Genomic DNA, 17,464 nt, shown 5'->3' on the forward strand with positions numbered 1-17,464 from the left:
ACCCTCAGGCCGGGTCAGGAACAGTCGCCGGCTTCTGCACCACCCGGTATCCCTCTTCTGGAACCCGGATCTCAAAGCGTGCACCTTTTTCGTATTCTCCTGTCTCCCTGATCCCGATGCCGGTGATCTTCAGGATCTCCCTGCAGAGAAAGAGGCCAAGGCCGGTGTTGTTCCCGTACCCCCGCCTGAAGATCTTCTCCTTCTCCCCTTCTCTGACCCCGATGCCGTTGTCCTCCCAGACGATGGTCAGGGCTCCGTCCTCCTCTATCCTGGTCTCGATCGTGATGCCGTCCTGCCTGAGCTTGGCGACCTGCCACCTGACATCAAGCCACTGGGGTTCCCGCACGCCAAGGTCCTGGTAGTCCCGGGCAAACTCCAGCTGCTCCCTGATGTTCTGCGCCGAGAATTGTATCATCCTGAGACTCTCCCTGACCTCCGGCTCCGTGCTCTCCTCCGCGGCGATCTCCAGGTACCCGAGAAGGACGGTGAGCTGGTTGAGGATGTCGTGGCGGGTGATGCTGTTCATGATCGTCAGCTTCTCGTTGGTCCTGGCAAGAGACTCGGAGAAGCGTTTGAGTTCCTCTGCATGATATTCGAGTTCTTTTTCGAGGATCAGCCGTTCGGTGAGGTCTGTCAGCAGGACGAGCACGGCATCCCGGTTCTGGAAGGCGATGGGGGCAGCCCGCAGGGTCACCTGGAGCCCCTCATCCGCGGCGGTCCTGATCCCGATCTCGAATGACCTGCGTTTTTGTCCGGTGAGTGCGTCCTGTATCGCAGTATCGAAGTCCTGCAGAGAAGACTCCGCAATGAAGGTCCGTAGTGTCTTCCCGGTCAGGGCATCCTGTGCGCACCTGCTGGCGGCCTCCGCGGCAGGGTTGGCGAAGATGATCTCCCCATCCCGTGTCAGCACGATGATATACTCCGGAAGACCGTCGATCAGTGCCCTGTTGAGGTCTGCGTTCTCCTGTGCCGCGGCCTGTTTTCTTTCGGTGATGTCGCGGAGGGTGACGGCGATCACCGTCTTCTCTTTCCAGGCGATGGTGCTGCTGAGGCCTTCGACCTGCCGCACCTTTCCCGAGGGGGTGACAAACGTGTACTCCGCGGGGATGGCGTCCGGCCCGCCGCGTACGGTCAGCAGGTCCCTGAAGATGGCGTGCGCCGAGTCCTGGTGGACGAATTCGAGGATGTTCCTCCCGACACAGTCTTCAGCAGACGGGAGGCCGGTCAGTTCGCATGCCGCCCTGTTGGCATAATCGACAGTACCGTTTCCGCTGAGGATCAGGACACCGTCACGGATGGCCCCAAGGAGGGTGGTGAAGAAATGCTCCCGCTCCTTCAGGTTCTTTTCTGCCTCTTTCCTTTCGGTGATGTCGCTGAAACTCCACACCCTGCCCGTGGTCTCATCGCCGATCGTCTGGCGGGGGGTAAAATATTCGATGGTCCTGTCGTCAGTTTTGTCTGCAATTGCCCGGAATAGTGTTTCACTTCGATTCGCTGATTGATCCGGGATCTGTTGCTCTGCGGCAATACTGCTGAGGCATGAGAGCAGGGCTGTCGGCCTGCCCTCGCTATCCTGAGAGTCTGGTACCCTGTTCCTGTCATTGAAATCGTCAAAGAAGATGAAGGGAGTATGGCATCCACTCTCCCGTGCTGCCTGCAGGAGGTCGACCCCTTTCATGTCCGGCATTTCACGCCCCGAAAGAATGATATCAAAAGGCTGTTTTTTCAGGAGATTGAGGGCTTCCTCCCCGGAACGCGATGTCGTGACCGAAAAATCGCCTGTTTCTTCGAGGTCTCGACGGATATGGTCGATTGCCCCGGGTTTGTCATCGACACAGAGAAGGGATATCATCGGGTTCGCCGGCAGAGTGTGAGATAAGGAGATGGAGATTTCACATATATTTGTATGGAGTGATATTTATGCATTGCAATCCTGTGCCCCTTCTTGTATCCCATGTATCTGGTTTTTTGTCTTGAAGAACCGTCACAACCGGGCCATTATGCCCCTGTTTTGTCTCTGGCCCTGAAGGGGCGGGAGTAGACCCTTCATACACGCACCGGAATGCCGACTGTCCGGTCTCGATCGAGTGGCCAGACTGTGGCATATGTTCTCCTGCGGAGGGGGTGGAGGGGAGAAAATGCGAAAAAGAGTGGTTATGGTGCTATCAGGCGCAGGTGTCGTGCCTTGACACGTCTTCGAGAGGTGCGAGACAGGCACTGATTTTCTTCCTGATGTCGCGTGTGATCCGGTCCTTCATTGCCCGGGGCATCTCCCATGTCCCATCGATGTCGTCGGTGATGATGCCGATGACATCCTCTGTCATCTCCTCCGGGTCGAGTGCGTCAGGGTCGAAGTATGCCCCGTCGTCGTCCTCCTCCTCTTCGTCTTCGTCCGGGTCGTACAGGGCTTCGTCCATCCTGTCAGAGAAATAGACCTCGATGTCTTCCCTGATCCTGTCCTGGAGTTCTCCGGGTACGTGGTCAGAGAAGTCCCGGCGATAATAATCGTCGAGGACCGCGTTCACGTCGGGGGTGCAGTCCTCATACTGCTGCCAGTCGACAGTAGTCATACTCTCCCCTTCTTTTTCTTCCGGATATTTTTTGTGAATGTATTCTGCTGATATGCCGGCCCGGACCGCTGCCTTCATCCTCTCCCGGCGGAAAATCCCTGTATGAACGATGACCCTCTGACCGGTGCCACCTGCCCCTTCTGCAACCCCTCTCCCGCCGCCATCGTCGTGCAGAACGCCCTCGCCTACGCGAGGGCAGACGCCTTCCCGGTGAGCCCGGGCCACACCCTCATCGTCCCCTTCAGGCATGTCTCCTCTTTCTTCGAGGCGACTGAGGCGGAGCGGGTCGCTCTCCTCGAACTCCTCTGTCGCTGCCGGGATGTCCTGGAGGAGAGGTACCATCCTGACGGGTGGAATATCGGCGTCAATGTCGGCACCGCCGCGGGACAGACGGTGTCCCACCTTCATATCCACCTCATCCCGCGCTATGCCGGCGACGTCCCCGACCCCAGGGGAGGGGTCAGGGGTGTGGTCCCGGAAAAAAAGATGTATTGATCTGTTCAGGAGATCGAGACGCTCCAATTCCCATCTGAGATGATGTTCAGATCTGATGAAGGATTTCCGGACCATTCCCCGGATCAATCGCTTGCGGCAAAACCGGCAATGAAATGACTCTGGCCGACGGAGATCAATGGAATGCTGTACCGACAGATACCATCATCAGGAGAATCCCTCCCCGTCCTCGGCATGGGCTGCATGCGCCTGCCAGAGACGCCCGCGGGCCGGGTCGACGACGAGGCGGCGGTCGCCCTGATCCGGGCGGCGATCGACGGCGGGGCGTCGTACATCGATACGGCGGTGCCCTATCACGAAGGAGAGTCGGAGGGGGTCGTCGGCAGGGCCCTCGCCGACGGCTACCGCGAGAGGGCTTTCCTCGCAACGAAGTTGCCCGCAAAGAGGGTGGCGTCCAGGGAGGACATGGGCCGCCTTCTGGACGAGTCTCTCCGGCGCCTCGGCACCGACCACCTCGACGCCTACCTCATCCACGCCCTCACGAAGAGCAGGTGGAACAGACTCTGGGACATGGAGGTCGACCTCTTCCTCGACGAGGCGAAGGCCGACGGGAGGATCCGGTACGCCGGCTTCTCCTTCCACGACACCGCCGACGCTTTCCGGGAGATCGTCGACGCGTACGCCTGGGACCTCTGCCAGATCCAGTACAACTATCTCGACACCGGCTACCAGGCCGGGACCGGCGGCCTCAGGTATGCCGCGGAGAAGGGCCTTGCCGTCGTCGTGATGGAGCCCCTCAGGGGCGGCATGCTGGCCGCGCCGCCAGACGGGGTCAGGAAAATCTTCGCCGCCGCCCCGGTCAGGCGGAGCCCTGCCGCATGGGGCCTCCGCTGGGCCCTCGACCACCCGGAGGTGACGGCCGTCCTCTCAGGCATGAACGCGCCTGTACAGCTTGCCGAGAACCTTGCGACCGCGGAGGAGGGCCTGCCCGGGTCTCTCTCTCCCGACGAGCATGCGACCGTCAAAAGGGTCCGCGACGTCTTCAGGGAGAAGATCCGCGTCCCCTGCACGGCCTGCCGGTACTGCATGCCCTGCCCCGGCGGCGTGAACATCCCCGAGTGTCTTGCCCGCCTGAACGACATCGCCCTCTTCGGCGACCGGGAGCATGCCGCGTTCTTCTACCGTCACGTCCTCGGCGACACGGGGTATGCCTCTCTCTGCGCCGAATGCGGGGCATGCGAGCAGATCTGCCCGCAGGGGATCAGGGTGATCGACTGCCTCCACGAGGTCGCCGCCCTCTTCGGGCGGTAAGGGATAGCCATATGAAGACCAAGCACCACTATCGCACACAGGAGACCTGACATGAAAGTCGTCGCATTCAACGGAAGCCCGAGGAAAGACGGGAACACCGCCCGCCTCCTGGTGGCCGTCCTCACCGAACTGGAGAAGGAAGGCATTGAGACCGAACTCGTCCAGATCGGCGGGAAAAAAGTTCACGGCTGCACGGCCTGCGCGAAATGTTTCGAGAACCAGGACGGAAAATGCGTCATCGACAACGACTTCGTCAATGACTGCATCGCCAGAATGGCCGCAGCCGACGGGATCATCATCGGCTCGCCGACCTATTTCGCGGACGTCAGCACCGAGGTCAAGGCCCTCATCGACCGGGCCGGGTACGTGGCTCTCGCCAATGGCGGCATGTTCACCCGCAAGGCCGGTGCGGCCGTCGTCGCCGTCCGCCGCGCCGGCGCCGTCCATGCCTGCGACACCATCAACCACCTCTTCGGGATCTCGAACATGTACACGGTCGGGTCGTCGTACTGGAACATCGGCATCGGGCTTGCGCCGGGCGACGTCGAGAAGGACGAGGAGGGTCTTCAGACGATGCAGAACCTGGGGCAGAACATGGCCTGGCTGCTGAAGAAGATCCGGGCCTGAAGGGTCACAGGATCCCGAACCAGACAGTGTACGAGATGAGGACCATCGCGACGAGGACGACGACAAGTCCTCTGTACAGGCACCCCGGACAGATCTGGATCCGGCATCCCACGCATTCAGGGCAGAAGCCCTGACTGCAGATCCGGCATCGGCCGGTGATGGTCTTTTCCGGGTGGCGGTCGCACCTCTCCATGCCGCCCCCTCTCCGCGGTGCCAGATAAACATGCCGGACGCACGCACGAGAGACGACTCCCATGACCAGAACGCACTTTGCCACTGAATGCCTTGCATTTCATCCTGATAGCCCGCCCGCCTGCCCGTCCTGCTGGGTCCTTGTCAGGGGAGGGGAGGTGCTCTGCGGCGAGGACGGATCGCCCATCCTTTCGTCCCTGCCCGACGGCGTCGACCCCGCGGGTGCGGTCCCTCTCGGCGCCCTCGACGGCGTGCCCTTCTCTGCCCTCGGGACAGAGGCCGTCCCCAACCCTCTCAGGCCCCTCCCCCTGCGCGACCTCTTCGGCCGTGTCGACGAAGAGACCCTCGCCATCGCGGGGAGGGCCGTGCACCTCGTCCGCTTCGACGAGGAGAGCCGTTTCTGCGGCAGGTGCGGGGGGCAGACCGCCTGGAAGGACGGCGAGGTGGCGAAGGTCTGCCCGCGGTGCGGTGGGGCCGTATATCCCCCGGTGACCCCTGCCGTGATCGTTCTTGTCAGGCGGGGCCGGGATATCCTCTTCGTGCGTTCGCCCCGTTTTCCGCCAGGACGCTACTCCCTCATCGCCGGCTTCGTCGAGCCAGGCGAGACCCTCGAACACGCCGCGGCGCGGGAGGTCGCGGAGGAGACAGGCGTCTCCATCAGAGGCCCCCGCTATGCCGGGAGCCAGCCCTGGCCCTTCCCCCACTCCCTGATGGCCGGTTTTTTCGCCGAGTATGCAGGTGGCGAGGCGCGGCCGGACGGTGTGGAGACCGAGGACGTCAGGTGGTTCTCTCCCGACGCCCTGCCCGACCTTCCGGGCCGCATGAGCATCGCATGGGCCCTGATAGAGCGGCACCTGCGGGGCGACGCCCCCTGATCCCCTCGCCCCGTTTGGGTGAACATATAATTTTCTCGAAGACCGATCTGATGTAGGGAACAGTTCCGAACCCGTGTTTTTATGGTGCACCACAATGACCGATTCAGTAGTTGACAGTATCCTTGCGGCCCGTTACCTCCGCAAGGGCGAAAAAACCTTTGACGACATCTGCCATAGGGTGGCGGCCGCACTCGCCCGCGACGATACCGAGAGGGAAGAGTATTATGACGCCATGCGCTCCCTCTCCTTCCTCCCGAACTCCCCCACCCTGATGAATGCCGGCACCGAACTCGGCCAGCTCTCTGCCTGCTTCACCCTCGCTGTCGGCGACTCGATCCCCGAGATCTTTCATGCCCTGGAATGGGGGGCCCTCATCCACAAGAGCGGCGGCGGCACCGGCTACAACTTCTCCCCCATCCGCCCGGAGGGCGCGCCTGTCCAGTCCACAGACGGCGTCGCCTCGGGCCCGATATCCTTCATGAAGGTCTTCAACGCCGCCACCGACGTGATCAAGCAGGGCGGCCGCCGGCGGGGCGCGAACATGGGCATCCTCAATGCCTGGCACCCCGACATCCTGCGCTTCATCCACGCGAAGAATGTCGAGGGCGAACTCTCGAACTTCAACATCTCTGTGATGGTCAACGACCGGTTCATGGAGTTCGTCGAGTCCGGACAGCTGCAGAAGGTCTGGCTCACCCACCCGCACACCGGCGAGGAGATCACGGTCGGCGCCATCTGGACCGGGATCATCGACGGCATCTGGCGGAACGGCGAGCCCGGCATCCTCTTCTACGACGAGATCAACAGGAAGAACCCGACGCCGCAGCTCGGGCCCATCGACACCACAAACCCGTGCGTCACCGCGGAGACCTGGGTCATGACGGCCGGAGGGCCGCGGCAGGTGCGGGACCTGATAGGCCACAGTTTCGACGCCGTTATCTGCGGCGTCGCCGCCTCCTCAGGTCACGAAGGCTTCTTCCCGACCGGGACGAAGGAGGTGCTCTCTCTCTGCACTGAGGAGGGCTACCGCCTGCGCCTCACCGCCGACCACCCTGTCCGCCGTGTCTCCTCCCTCACCCGGTATAGTATGGAGAGCGAGTGGGTCCGGGCCGGCGACCTCGCGCCGGGCGACCGCGTCCTCCTCCACGACCACCGTGCCTTTGCCGCGTGGGAGGGTGCTCTCACCGAAGAGCAGGGCTATCTCCTCGGTCTGCTCGTCGGCGACGGCACGCTCAAGCAGGACGCCGCCGTCCTCTCTGTATGGGCAGGCCACGGCGCCCGGTCGGTCATGGCCTATGCAGAGACCTGTGCCGGCACCCTCGACCACCGCTCAGACTTCTCCGGCTGGTTCCCGGTGGAGGGAAGGGACGAGTCCAGGCTCAAGCTTGCGGCAGTCCGCGACCTCGCCTCCGCAATGGGGATGGCGCCCGGTGCGAAGGGCATCACTCCTGCGATCGAAGAGGCCTCCTCGGCCGGGTACCGCGGTTTCCTCGCCGGCCTCTTCGACGCCGACGGCTCGGTGCAGGGCACCCCCGCGAAGGGCGTCAGCGTCAGGCTCTCCCAGAGCAGTCGCCCGCTCCTTCTCGCCGCGCAGAGGATGCTCCTCCGCCTCGGCATCAGGAGCACGATCTACCGGCGCCGCCCCGCGGGCATCAGGCTCCTCCCTGACGGCCGCGGCGGTGCGAAGCCGTACACCGTACGGCAGCAGTACGACCTTGTCGTCAGTGGGGAGAACCTCCTGACCTTCCGCGACCGCGTCGGGTTCAGGGACGAAGAGAAGGCCGGGAAACTCGACGGCCTGCTCTCTTCGTACTCCCGGAGCCTGAAGAGGGAGCGCTTTGTTGCGAAAGTGGCGTCGGTCGCCTCAGACGGCACAGAAGAGGTCTATGACGTCCAGGTGCCGGGCGTGAACGCCTTCGACGCGAACGGGTTTGTGGCCCATAACTGCGGCGAACAGCCGCTCCTCCCCTTCGAGTCCTGCGTGCTCGGCTCCATCAACCTGACGAAGTTTGTCAGGGCCGGCGCCATCGACGAGGGGGCGCTGAAGGGGATCACCCGCATGGCCGTCCGCTTCCTGGACGCGGTCATCGACAGGAATGTCTTCCCGATCCCGCAGATCGAGGAGGCGACGAGAAAGACGAGAAAGGTCGGCCTCGGCCTGATGGGCGTCCACGACGCCCTGCTGATGCTCGGCCTGCCGTACGACTCCGACGAGGGCCGGGCCGTCTGCGACCGGCTGATGGACCTCATCACCAGGACCGCGGTCGAGGAGTCGCACCTCCTCGCTGCGGAGAAGGGCACCTTCCCTGCCTTCGAGGGGAGCGTCTGGGACGAGTATGCGATGCGGAACGCCGCGCTCACCACCATCGCCCCGACAGGCACCATCTCCCTCCTGGCCGGGTGCTCCTCGGGGATCGAGCCCGTCTTCTCCTATGCCTACACCCGGAAGAACACCGTGGGCAAGACCTTCGTGATGCTCCACCCGATCTTCGAGGCAGAACTGCGGCGGGTCGTCGGCGGCATGGGCCTCGCCCCCGAGGAGACCGAGAGCAGGGTCAAAGAGGTGATCGACCACGTCCACGAGACCGGCACGATCCGGGACGTCGCCTGGCTCCCGGCGTCCTTCAGGCACCTCTTCCGGACTGCCATCGACATCGACTGGCGCGACCATGTGCGGATGCAGGCGGTCTTCCAGAGGCATGTCCATGCCTCCATCTCGAAGACGATCAATATGCCGAACACCGCCAGCCGCGACGAGATCGCCGAGGCCGTCCTCATGGCCTGGAAGAGCCACATCAAGGGCATGACCATCTACCGGACAGGCAGTCGGGAGGACGTCGTCCTGGCACTCAAGGAGAAGAAACCGGCGGCCGAACCCGAACCTGCGCCAGAACCGAAGGCGGCCCGCCCGAAGGAACTCTCCGGCAAGACCTACCTCTGCCAGTCAGGCTGCTGCCGGCTGTACATCACTGTCAACCTCCTGGACGACAGGCCCTGGGAGGTCTTCATCAGGACAGTCGGGAGCGGCGGCTGCGAGGCGAACTCCAATGCCCTCGGCCGGGCGATCTCCACCGGTCTCCAGAACGGCGTGCCGTACCAGAAGTTTGTGCGGCAGTTCGCGAAGGTGAACTGCATCGTCGCCCTCAAGAACCCCGCGGCCGAGGGGCTCTCCTGCGCCGACGTCGTCGGCAAGTGCATCGACCTTGCGGCCTCGAAGCAGACGATCACCACCCTCGACACCTGGAAGATCACCGAGGTCCACGGCAAGAAGAAGAACCTCTGCCCTGAGTGCGGGGCAGAACTCGACTTCGGCGAGGGCTGCAACCAGGGGATCTGCAAGACCTGCGGCTGGAGCGGCTGCAGTTAAAACCCTTTTTTTGCCGCGCACGATACCAACCCTTATATGCCCTGTCCGTCTACTTTCAGCCGGGAGTTCTATGGCCGGACAGAATACTATCGGTGCGTTTGCCGTCAAATCCGGAAACGAAATAAAGTACGTCATCCTTGATCAGCCGCTTTTCGAACTGCTGGCCCAGATCAGGTCAGCGCCCGACAGTGACTGGGAGCGTGACCTCTGCCTCTGTCTCCGGGCCGCCGATTTCGGGTCATCTGTCGTGCACGTCGAGGACGAGTGCCTGGAACCCCTCTTTGCGGCGCTGGACCGGCACATTGCGGCCGCGGCGCCCGAACGCCCGGCGCCCTGACCGTCCCTCAGTCGAAGCCCCGCACCGCCCCGACGGCGAGGACGATCACCGGCACCATCTCCAGCCGTCCGAACCACATCAGAAAGATGAAGAGCCATTTTGAGACCGGGCTGATTCCGGGGTTTGCAAAACCGGTGGAAAGCCCAACATTGCACATCGCGGAGACGGCCTCGAAGATGACGTCGGCGACCTCGAAGGGGCCGGCGGCCTGGAGGTGGAGGAGGATGAGGCTTGCGAGAAAGCCGGTGAAGATGAAGAGGAAGATGGTGAGCATCGTCTTCGCCACCGTGAACTCGGCGACCCTGTGGGGGATGGTCCGGCCCTCATACCTGAAGGGCACGATCGCCCTGCTTGAGTGGAAGATGCGCCTGAACCACCAGACGAGACCGTCGAAGCCGGTGATGATCCGCCCGATCTTCATGCCGCCCGAGGTGCTCCCGGAGGAACCGCCGATGAGCATCAGCATGGTGATGAAGAGGACGGTCGCCCCTGTCCACTCGAAGGGGTTTGCGTTCTGAAAACCGGTGCAGGTGATGGCGCTCGTCACCATGAAGAGGGACTGGCGGAGGGCCGTCGGAAGGTCGAGGAGGTTTTTTGTCACCAGGTCGAAGGCCGTGACCAGAGTGCCGGTGGCGACGAGGAGGAAGAGCACCCGCGCCTGCGGATCTTTCAGGATGTGGACCCGCCGGTGGCTGTGGAGCATCAGGTAGTAGAGTTTGAAGGGCAGGGCGCCGGCGAGCATCACCGGGATGACGAGCATTTCGAGGAAGACGTTGTTGTAGTAAGTAATGCCTGCGGTGTGGACGGAAAATCCACCTGTGGCGAGGGAGGTCATGGCGATGTTGACGGCGTCCCAGAGGGAGATCCCGGAAAGGAGGATGAGACCGGTGGAGAGGGCCGTGATCAGGATGTAGATCTGCCACATGTTCGCCGCCGTCGCCACGACGCCCGGCATCAGGGACTCAGACCTTCCTTCGTACCTGTACAGCCCCCTCTGGAGGGTGCCCGACCGCCGGGAGAGGGCGACGGTGAAGGCGACGATCCCGATGCCGCCGAGCCACTGCATGAAGGACCGCCAGAAGAGGAGGGTCTTTGGTGTCCCGTCCACGTCGACGATGAGGGTGAGGCCGGTGTCGGTCCATCCCGACATCGCCTCGAAGACGCTGTCGGTGAAGGGCATGTGGCTGCCGATCGTGAAGGGGAGGGCGCCGACGAGGGCGCAGACAAACCATATACAGGCGACGGCGGCGATGGCCACCGAGAGGTGCGCCTCCCCTGGCGGCGCCTGCAGGGGCGAGAGCAGACCCCCGATGATGAAGAAGGCGAGGGGTGCGGTCGCCATTGCGGGGAGGAGGCTCCATTCGCGGTATACCGCCCCGATGAGGAGGGGCGTGAGGCAGACGAGCCCGATCAGGAGGAATATCCTGCCCATGTCCGGGAGGATCGTCGCGATCTGGTCCCTGCCGCGCATGGTACCGCTTCCCCCCCTGTTTTTTCATCAACTTTCCGGTGAAGATGATCGCCGCGGTGAAGGAATACAACGGCGAGTCCCCGCACCAGGATTCGTCCGGATGATATCTATGAAAAGCGAAAAGAAAGAGATCAACACGTTCCGCTTTGTGGAAATACCATAACCAACCATTGGATGAGGAACGAATCTGAATTTTGTGATTCATTTCCGATACGAGTTGCAGTCAACTACAGAGCGACTAAAATCAATCCGAAAAACAATGAGGTCAGGCAAAGATACGGAGTGAGCATCTTAAAAAACGGTTTTCATTTTCCAAAAGGGCTTCAAATCACAATAATTGTCCCTTTTTTGTTAAAGTGATTAATGCCAGATTATATGGAATCAGAATGTTTATTATCTCTAATTTTAATATGAAATACGCGATGGCCATAAGAGAAAATCTTTCGGCAATTCAGTCCTCTTTCCAGTCTATTTTTAAGGAGCGGGACGATGAAATCCGGGGAGCGCTCCTTGGAATAGTATCCGGAGAGCATGTTCTCTTCCTCGGGCCACCGGGAACGGCCAAAACATACCTGGCCCACACCATCTGCAAGTCGATTGAGGGGGGCACATTCTATTATTATCTGCTCACTCGCTTTACAACGCCTGATGAAATATTTGGTCCCCTATCTCTGAAAGCCCTCGAACAGGATGAATTCCGGCGTAATATTGATGGATACCTCCCGACTGCACACATCGCCCTCCTTGACGAAATCTTCAAGGCAAACAGTTCCATCCTCAACAGCCTTCTGACCATCCTGAACGAGCGAAAGTTCCACAACGGAAAAAATATTCTGGATATCCCGTTGCTCTCAGTCTTTGGCGCATCAAATGAACTCCCGGAAGAGGATGAAAATCTCGAAGCCCTGTATGATCGGTTCCTGTTCCGGTACTCTGTCGACTATATTCAGGATGAGAAGAACTTTTTCGAATACCTCACCGGAAGCAGTGACGGCTTTATACCTTCCACAACACTGTCGATCCAGGATATCCATGCCATCCGGGAGAAAGCGCAAGAATTACCTGTCGACCCGGACGTCCTGAACAGCATTTTAGCGCTCCGGAAGGAGTTGCGGTCTATGGATATTCACATTTCAGACCGTCGGTGGAAGAAGATCCTTCATGTACTGAACGTCGCAGCCGCAGCAAATGGTGACGCGAGCGTCAACCGCACAATGCTCCCTCTGCTCCAGCATATGCTCTGGACAGTTCCCGATCAGCGAGAGCAGATCAGGAAACGTATTCTGGATGTGGCCGTTTCCGGCGGAATAAACACATATCAACTGGGTAGCGAGGTGAGCGACTTCGACAAAATAAGTCGGTCCGTCCAGTATTCATATGATCCAGGCCAGAAACTTCCCCAGGTTGTGACGTGTAAAAATTGCAATGATACGTTCGGCACAGTCTGGGATCTGATCAGGCATAGCGAAAAGAATCCATCTCATAAGTACTATACAAATTCAAATTGGCAGACGTATAATGCGACTGACACACTCAGGTCGCTCGGAATGAAACCAAACACGATTGACCACTCTAAATATAAGATGCTGATTCGTGAATATAACGAAATTTTAGAGAAAAAGAATAGATTAAAGCAGTCATTGGACTCTGAAACGGAAGATTTGAAGAACCATCTCAATCAAAATATCTGGATCTCTCGAAGAGACATCGATGAAATTCTCCTCAGGCACGAAGAGAAGATCAAGGATCTCTACGCAATAGAAGAAAAGATGGCAAATGTCGAGAAGAGTATTGAATGCCGGCATACGTCATGAGCGTTTTTCACGCAGATCCGACTGCGGCGTTACGGGAAAATATGACATAATAATACCCTCGAAAAAGTGTGAAAAGAATGGATGAACATTTGATATCTGGAATGGGATCTCCCTACGAGTTGAACCGGCTATCACAGATCGTGAAAGGCGATCTGAATCCTATCATTTCGGTTCCCCGTACCATCCCCCGCCGGGTTCGTGAAGATATCGCGGAAATATATGTGTCAGAACTTATTCTGGGAGATCATTACGAGATCCGGGACGCCCGGCGCTTCATAGAGCGTTTTGGCGTATTTTACCCTATATATCTGAACCTTAAATGGAATAGTGCCTGGTCGGATCTTCGGAAACTTGCCGAGAAAAGCCCTGTTGCAGGCATTCAAGCACTGAAGGTTTTCCTCAAAAAGACGTTTGACATCATCGACTGTTTCTCGCAGCACTCTCTGCACCTCAAAGATTCACATGACCCATCGTTGCAGGAGGCGCTGAACGAACTTTTCCGGCTCCTTGAGCAGACGCAGCGGATCTGGGAGGACCCGGAACCGGAAGGAGATCACGATCTCCCGCAGGATGCAGAAACAGATCCGGATCTCGCACCGCAGTTTGAAGATCTCTCCGGCGATCTCAAAGTGTTGCAGAGTACTTCCGATCCTCAGGTGCTACACAATTTCCTGAATGATGCATTCCAGGCCGGACAGGAACTGGAGAATTTTATTCGGGCAGAATCTGCAAAGGCACAGTCCCCCGGTGAAGGGGCGGACATCAACATCCTGTCGTACTATGCAGAGCAGTTTGCTCAGGAGTATTCCCGTCTTCTCGAAACCACTTCGGACGGGGAAGGGCAATCTCCTTCAGATGATGATGGAAATGAGGAAAATGCCGAAGAAAAGTTATCCGGGCCGATTCAGGACGCAGGCAATGATGGCGCTTCTTCAAGCATAAGTTCGGCCCGAGAGTCAGGGCAGATGCAGTTATCAGATAACGATATACCCATCTTTTCGCCATCAGAAGAACTACAGAGAGACATTCTGGACGATCTCGATAACATCATCTCCGGGATTATTCTGGCACTGAAATCTGACTCGAAAGACGCTTCCGATTCAGACAACCCGCAAGAAGGGTTGGTCGGAGGAGTTCTGAAGTTTACGGAAAAACCAGAATCCAATGAGATCATACAGGCAATTCTCCGACACCAGTTAAACCCTGCAATGGACCCGGTTTTATCCACTTTGCAGAAGAACCTTGACGTTCTTGAGATACTCGTCCAGCTCTTCCCCGGTAGACAGTGGGATTACTCGCTGAAGGATCTTCACAGGAATTATCTCGAAAACCTTGAGCGCTACGCAAAGATTGCAGAGGATAGCAAGACGCTCAAAGAAATCGTTGAGCAACTCGGGCGCATTGAGATGGAGTACGGGTCGAGGAAGATAGCCGTTTCCTCTCATGGAAAGACAGAGATGCATTCCATCACCTATTCCTCCGACCTTGACCATCTTCTTCCTACTGAAGCGGTTAAACTGCAAAATCCAACCCTGAAACTAAAATTTGCTGCAGACCTCGCGGAAAAAAAGCTTCTGACCTATCAGTTGCGGGGGAAGAACTGGGTCGGAGGCCCCCCATCGGCCAGAAAAAGGGGGCCTGTTGTGGCGCTGGTCGACACATCAAAGTCGATGCGCGGTTCACCCGAGACGATAGCAAAAGCCACTATCCTGGCCATTGCCCGGAGGATGCTGAAAGAAGAGAGGGACGTGAAAGTAATCCTCTTTTCATCACGGAATCAGCTGGATACGATAGACCTTACAGGTACGAAGAGGATGGCCCGGGAGTTTCTTGAATTCCTCAATCAAACATTCGGCGGAGGCACGGATTTTAACACCGCTCTGAAGGCGGGAATGCGGTCCCTGAAAGAGCCACAGTTCAGGAGCGCCGATCTTCTCTTTATCACCGACGGAGGCTCGAAAATCTCGAACGAAGCGCTTCTCGATGAGTGGAACTCCCTGAAAAAAGAGCAGGATGCGCGGATTTTCTCGATGATCATAGGCAGGACGACTGCAGGAGGTCTTGAGCAGGTATCGGATGAAACCTACCTTATGCAAAAGTCTGATGCCTGGAGTCCGGGCAACAGCCCTGCTCATCTGATACGGCATATCACGATGAGATCCTGGTGACAGAGGAAATGGTCTTCGTAATTTAGAATACGCTTCCCGGGGCATCATGTTACGAACGGCCGTGACACCTGATCGCCCAAAAAATGATTCGTACCGCGGATTTCCACGCGGCCGAAAAAGCGCAGAGATTTCTCGGTCTGGCAGGCACCCACGGCATGCCTGACCCAATGTGATCTCTCCACTCCTGGTTATTCTCGTCCTCCCCCGTCGTACCTCTCGATCAGTGCGGTCACCCGCCGCACGTCCTCCCCCTGCTTTCGCGCCTCCGCAAGATAGAGGTTGAAGACCTCGTCGGTGACGACGTGAAGGAGGGGCTTGTACATGTCGGCGTGCTGGGAGAGGTCGAACCACCGCGCCTCGGCCTCGGTGAGGTGGAGGGAGCGGTACTCTCCTTCGTGGGGCGCGAAGACCGGGTTCTCCTGGTGCGGCGTCCGCAGCACGAGGTCCGCGAGGGGCGTGCGCGGGATCGGTTCGGCGACAGAGATGAAGACGTCGTCGAGCATCTCCGCGGCGATGAACTCCTTCGTGGCCTCGTAGTCCTCGGCAGTCTCGGTGGGGTAGCCGACGATGAAACAGCCGGCGACCTTCAGGCCGTGCTGCCGGGACTGCTCCACGGCGTCGTGCATCTGGGCGACGGTCACGCCCTTGCCCATCTGCCTGAGGATCTGGTCGCTCCCTGACTCGAAGCCGAAGAAAAGCCAGCCGATGGTGTACTTCCGGATCGCCTCCAGGATCTCGTCGGTGATCGCGTCCACCCTGATGTCGGGGGCCGAGACATTCCTGGGCCCGAGTTCCCCGGCGAGCATTTCGAGGAGGGCGATGACGGCGTCGTCGTCGATCGCGCCGTCATAGCCGTACAGGGATCCGGTGCCCCCGGAGACGGAGAGCCTCGTCGCCCCTTTCTCCCTGAAGGCCCGCACCTCCTCCCTGATCTCGTCGAGGCCCCGGCTCCGGATCTCGCGGCCGAAGAAGCGGGGCACCTGGCAGAAGGTGCACGCCCCTGTGCAGCCGCGGTGCGTCTCGATATAGGCGTTTGCGCCCCTGATGGACTGCTGCCCGATGGCGTCCGGGATCAGGGGGAGGGGCCTCCTCTCCACCGACACCGGCGGTGCCGGGGAGGTGACCACGGTCTTCTCGCCGTCGAAATAAGCGATGCCCTGGAGGTCGGGGCGTATCCCTTCTTCAAGGAGGCGGGGCACCGTAGCCTCGCCCTCGCCGACGACCACGGCATCGGGGGCGAGTTCGCCGAGGATGTACTCCGGGTACGCCGAGACAGGGCCGCCTATATAGACGGGCCTTCCCGAGGCCCTGACTCCGGCGACGAACGCCTTCATCTCCGGGTCCATCAGGTGCTGGGTCGAGTACAGGGAGAGGAGGACTGCCTCTGCGTCGCCTGCCGCAAGCGCGGTGGAGAGGGCGACCTCGTGCCCGGCCTCCCGCACAACCCCGCCGATGAGCATGGCGCCGTAGGTGGCGATCCCCGGCGAAATGACCACGGTCTTCATCCTGTGATCTATCGGTCCGGAGGTTCTTGAAGGATGCGATCAGGGCGTTGGGGGTGAAACCCCCGGCACACTCTTAGGGGAAGGCACTGGGCTGGTGTCTCTTCAGGGGTCTGCCGCTCGAAAATTAAGATTCACGGAAGATCGAAGATCCTCCTGTCAAGAAAATGCTCTGCATTTTCTGTGTTCTCGATTCACTCCGTTCATCCTCCCAGACCCCATTTCATTAGGATAGGGGGATAGTTATCTCCTCTACTGAATCTCCTGTTTTATCATTCCCGGACCAATCCTGAGCGGGGGTCCGGGGGAGTAGTCCCCCGGAGGAGGACGCCGATCGACTGCCTTCCCGGAAAACCCGGGCCGGGGGACTGACGCCCCCAGACCCCCGAAATTTGGATGCGCCGGGGGAAGAGTGATGTGGATACGCCGGGGGGAGATTGCCGTATCCCCGCCTATCCTGAGCGGGAACGACCGGAGCGAGCATGAGAAGACGGAAAATCGAAGATTTTCCTGTGCGTGCACATCTCAGGAGATGTGCCACGGACCATCAGGTCTTCGATGGTAGTCCCCCGGTACAACTCCAGAACAGAAATTCTACAAAACCGAAAACAGAAAAAAAAGATTAGTGCCTGCGGAGGGCAAGCACTGCGCCGAGGATCGCAAGGGCCCCGAGGGCCGGGACGACCATGCCCGGAGACTTCTGTGTCGTCGGCGGGACTGCCACGAACTGTGCCGAGATCGGGGTCGTAGCGCCGGTGTTCACCGTGGCGGTCGTCG

At 59.6% G+C, this 17,464-nt stretch carries 13 protein-coding genes; 8 read left to right on the forward strand and 5 right to left on the reverse strand.

The features are described from left to right. Positions 1 to 4: 4 nt before the first annotated feature. Both PHP59_RS01025 and PHP59_RS01030 read right to left on the reverse strand, forming a co-directional pair. Entirely contained in the window at positions 5 to 1,852 is a 1,848-nt protein-coding gene (locus tag PHP59_RS01025) for a PAS domain S-box protein (protein WP_300162248.1), read from the reverse strand. 313 nt (positions 1,853 to 2,165) lie between these two features. Next, the gene (locus tag PHP59_RS01030; RefSeq protein WP_300162252.1) at positions 2,166 to 2,570 is read right to left on the reverse strand and encodes a hypothetical protein; all 405 of its coding nucleotides are present in this window, start codon (positions 2,568 to 2,570) and stop codon (positions 2,166 to 2,168) included. A gap of 102 nt (positions 2,571 to 2,672) precedes the next feature. Between PHP59_RS01030 and PHP59_RS01035 the strand changes: the two genes are divergently transcribed. The 3 genes from PHP59_RS01035 to PHP59_RS01045 all read left to right on the forward strand — a co-directional run bounded on the left by PHP59_RS01035 (position 2,673) and on the right by PHP59_RS01045 (position 4,961). Then, positions 2,673 to 3,065: an HIT family protein gene (locus PHP59_RS01035; RefSeq protein ID WP_300162255.1), complete on the forward strand. Its 393-nt coding sequence runs from the start codon at positions 2,673 to 2,675 to the stop codon at positions 3,063 to 3,065. A gap of 141 nt (positions 3,066 to 3,206) precedes the next feature. After that, on the forward strand, positions 3,207 to 4,334 hold the full coding sequence (locus PHP59_RS01040; RefSeq protein WP_300162258.1) for an aldo/keto reductase: 1,128 nt from the start codon (positions 3,207 to 3,209) through the stop codon (positions 4,332 to 4,334). A 51-nt stretch (positions 4,335 to 4,385) separates the two neighbouring features. Next, positions 4,386 to 4,961 (forward strand): flavodoxin family protein, encoded by a 576-nt coding sequence (locus PHP59_RS01045; protein WP_300162261.1) that lies wholly within the window; start codon positions 4,386 to 4,388, stop codon positions 4,959 to 4,961. Positions 4,962 to 4,965: 4 nt separating this feature from the next. Here PHP59_RS01045 and PHP59_RS01050 read toward each other — a convergent pair whose 3' ends face one another. Continuing rightward, on the reverse strand, positions 4,966 to 5,154 hold the full coding sequence (locus PHP59_RS01050; protein WP_300162264.1) for a hypothetical protein: 189 nt from the start codon (positions 5,152 to 5,154) through the stop codon (positions 4,966 to 4,968). Between the two features lie 61 nt (positions 5,155 to 5,215). On the opposite strand from PHP59_RS01050, the gene nudC reads away from it, so the two are divergent. From nudC to PHP59_RS01065, 3 genes are all read left to right on the forward strand, one after another. Continuing rightward, a complete protein-coding gene (gene nudC / locus PHP59_RS01055) occupies positions 5,216 to 6,028 on the forward strand; it encodes an NAD(+) diphosphatase (protein WP_300162267.1) in 813 nt (270 codons plus the stop codon). A 94-nt stretch (positions 6,029 to 6,122) separates the two neighbouring features. Continuing rightward, positions 6,123 to 9,395, forward strand: a complete 3,273-nt coding sequence (locus tag PHP59_RS01060) for an LAGLIDADG family homing endonuclease (protein ID WP_300162270.1) — start codon at positions 6,123 to 6,125, stop codon at positions 9,393 to 9,395. A 70-nt stretch (positions 9,396 to 9,465) separates the two neighbouring features. Continuing rightward, positions 9,466 to 9,732: a hypothetical protein gene (locus PHP59_RS01065; protein WP_300162273.1), complete on the forward strand. Its 267-nt coding sequence runs from the start codon at positions 9,466 to 9,468 to the stop codon at positions 9,730 to 9,732. Positions 9,733 to 9,739: 7 nt separating this feature from the next. On the opposite strand, the gene PHP59_RS01070 is transcribed toward PHP59_RS01065, so the two are convergent. After that, positions 9,740 to 11,203 carry a TrkH family potassium uptake protein gene (locus tag PHP59_RS01070; RefSeq protein WP_300162276.1) on the reverse strand — a complete coding sequence of 488 codons (1,464 nt, stop codon included), beginning with the start codon at positions 11,201 to 11,203 and terminating at the stop codon, positions 9,740 to 9,742. Between the two features lie 410 nt (positions 11,204 to 11,613). Here PHP59_RS01070 and PHP59_RS01075 point away from each other — a divergent pair, with 410 nt between their 5' ends. Then, positions 11,614 to 13,017 (forward strand): AAA family ATPase, encoded by a 1,404-nt coding sequence (locus PHP59_RS01075; RefSeq protein WP_300162279.1) that lies wholly within the window; start codon positions 11,614 to 11,616, stop codon positions 13,015 to 13,017. Between the two features lie 77 nt (positions 13,018 to 13,094). Beyond that, entirely contained in the window at positions 13,095 to 15,185 is a 2,091-nt protein-coding gene (locus PHP59_RS01080) for a VWA domain-containing protein (protein WP_300162282.1), read from the forward strand. Positions 15,186 to 15,373: 188 nt separating this feature from the next. On the opposite strand, the gene PHP59_RS01085 is transcribed toward PHP59_RS01080, so the two are convergent. Further along, positions 15,374 to 16,690 (reverse strand): methyl-coenzyme M reductase glutamine C-methyltransferase, encoded by a 1,317-nt coding sequence (locus tag PHP59_RS01085; RefSeq protein WP_300162285.1) that lies wholly within the window; start codon positions 16,688 to 16,690, stop codon positions 15,374 to 15,376. Between the last annotated feature and the right edge of the window lie 774 nt (positions 16,691 to 17,464).

The organism is Methanofollis sp. (genome assembly GCF_028702905.1).
In the GTDB taxonomy this organism is placed as follows: domain Archaea; phylum Halobacteriota; class Methanomicrobia; order Methanomicrobiales; family Methanofollaceae; genus Methanofollis.

What these genes read in the sequence shown, in the direction of transcription:
- PHP59_RS01040 (WP_300162258.1), top strand. Translation starts at nt 3,207, where the DNA reads ATGCTGTACCGACAGATACCATCATCAGGAGAATCCCTCCCCGTCCTC.
- PHP59_RS01060 (WP_300162270.1), top strand. Translation starts at nt 6,123, where the DNA reads ATGACCGATTCAGTAGTTGACAGTATCCTTGCGGCCCGTTACCTCCGC.
- PHP59_RS01075 (WP_300162279.1), top strand. Translation starts at nt 11,614, where the DNA reads ATGAAATACGCGATGGCCATAAGAGAAAATCTTTCGGCAATTCAGTCC.
- nudC (WP_300162267.1), top strand. Translation starts at nt 5,216, where the DNA reads ATGACCAGAACGCACTTTGCCACTGAATGCCTTGCATTTCATCCTGAT.
- PHP59_RS01070 (WP_300162276.1), bottom strand. Translation starts at nt 11,203, where the DNA reads ATGCGCGGCAGGGACCAGATCGCGACGATCCTCCCGGACATGGGCAGG.
- PHP59_RS01065 (WP_300162273.1), top strand. Translation starts at nt 9,466, where the DNA reads ATGGCCGGACAGAATACTATCGGTGCGTTTGCCGTCAAATCCGGAAAC.
- PHP59_RS01035 (WP_300162255.1), top strand. Translation starts at nt 2,673, where the DNA reads ATGAACGATGACCCTCTGACCGGTGCCACCTGCCCCTTCTGCAACCCC.
- PHP59_RS01050 (WP_300162264.1), bottom strand. Translation starts at nt 5,154, where the DNA reads ATGGAGAGGTGCGACCGCCACCCGGAAAAGACCATCACCGGCCGATGC.
- PHP59_RS01045 (WP_300162261.1), top strand. Translation starts at nt 4,386, where the DNA reads ATGAAAGTCGTCGCATTCAACGGAAGCCCGAGGAAAGACGGGAACACC.
- PHP59_RS01030 (WP_300162252.1), bottom strand. Translation starts at nt 2,570, where the DNA reads ATGACTACTGTCGACTGGCAGCAGTATGAGGACTGCACCCCCGACGTG.
- PHP59_RS01025 (WP_300162248.1), bottom strand. Translation starts at nt 1,852, where the DNA reads ATGATATCCCTTCTCTGTGTCGATGACAAACCCGGGGCAATCGACCAT.
- PHP59_RS01085 (WP_300162285.1), bottom strand. Translation starts at nt 16,690, where the DNA reads ATGAAGACCGTGGTCATTTCGCCGGGGATCGCCACCTACGGCGCCATG.
- PHP59_RS01080 (WP_300162282.1), top strand. Translation starts at nt 13,095, where the DNA reads ATGGATGAACATTTGATATCTGGAATGGGATCTCCCTACGAGTTGAAC.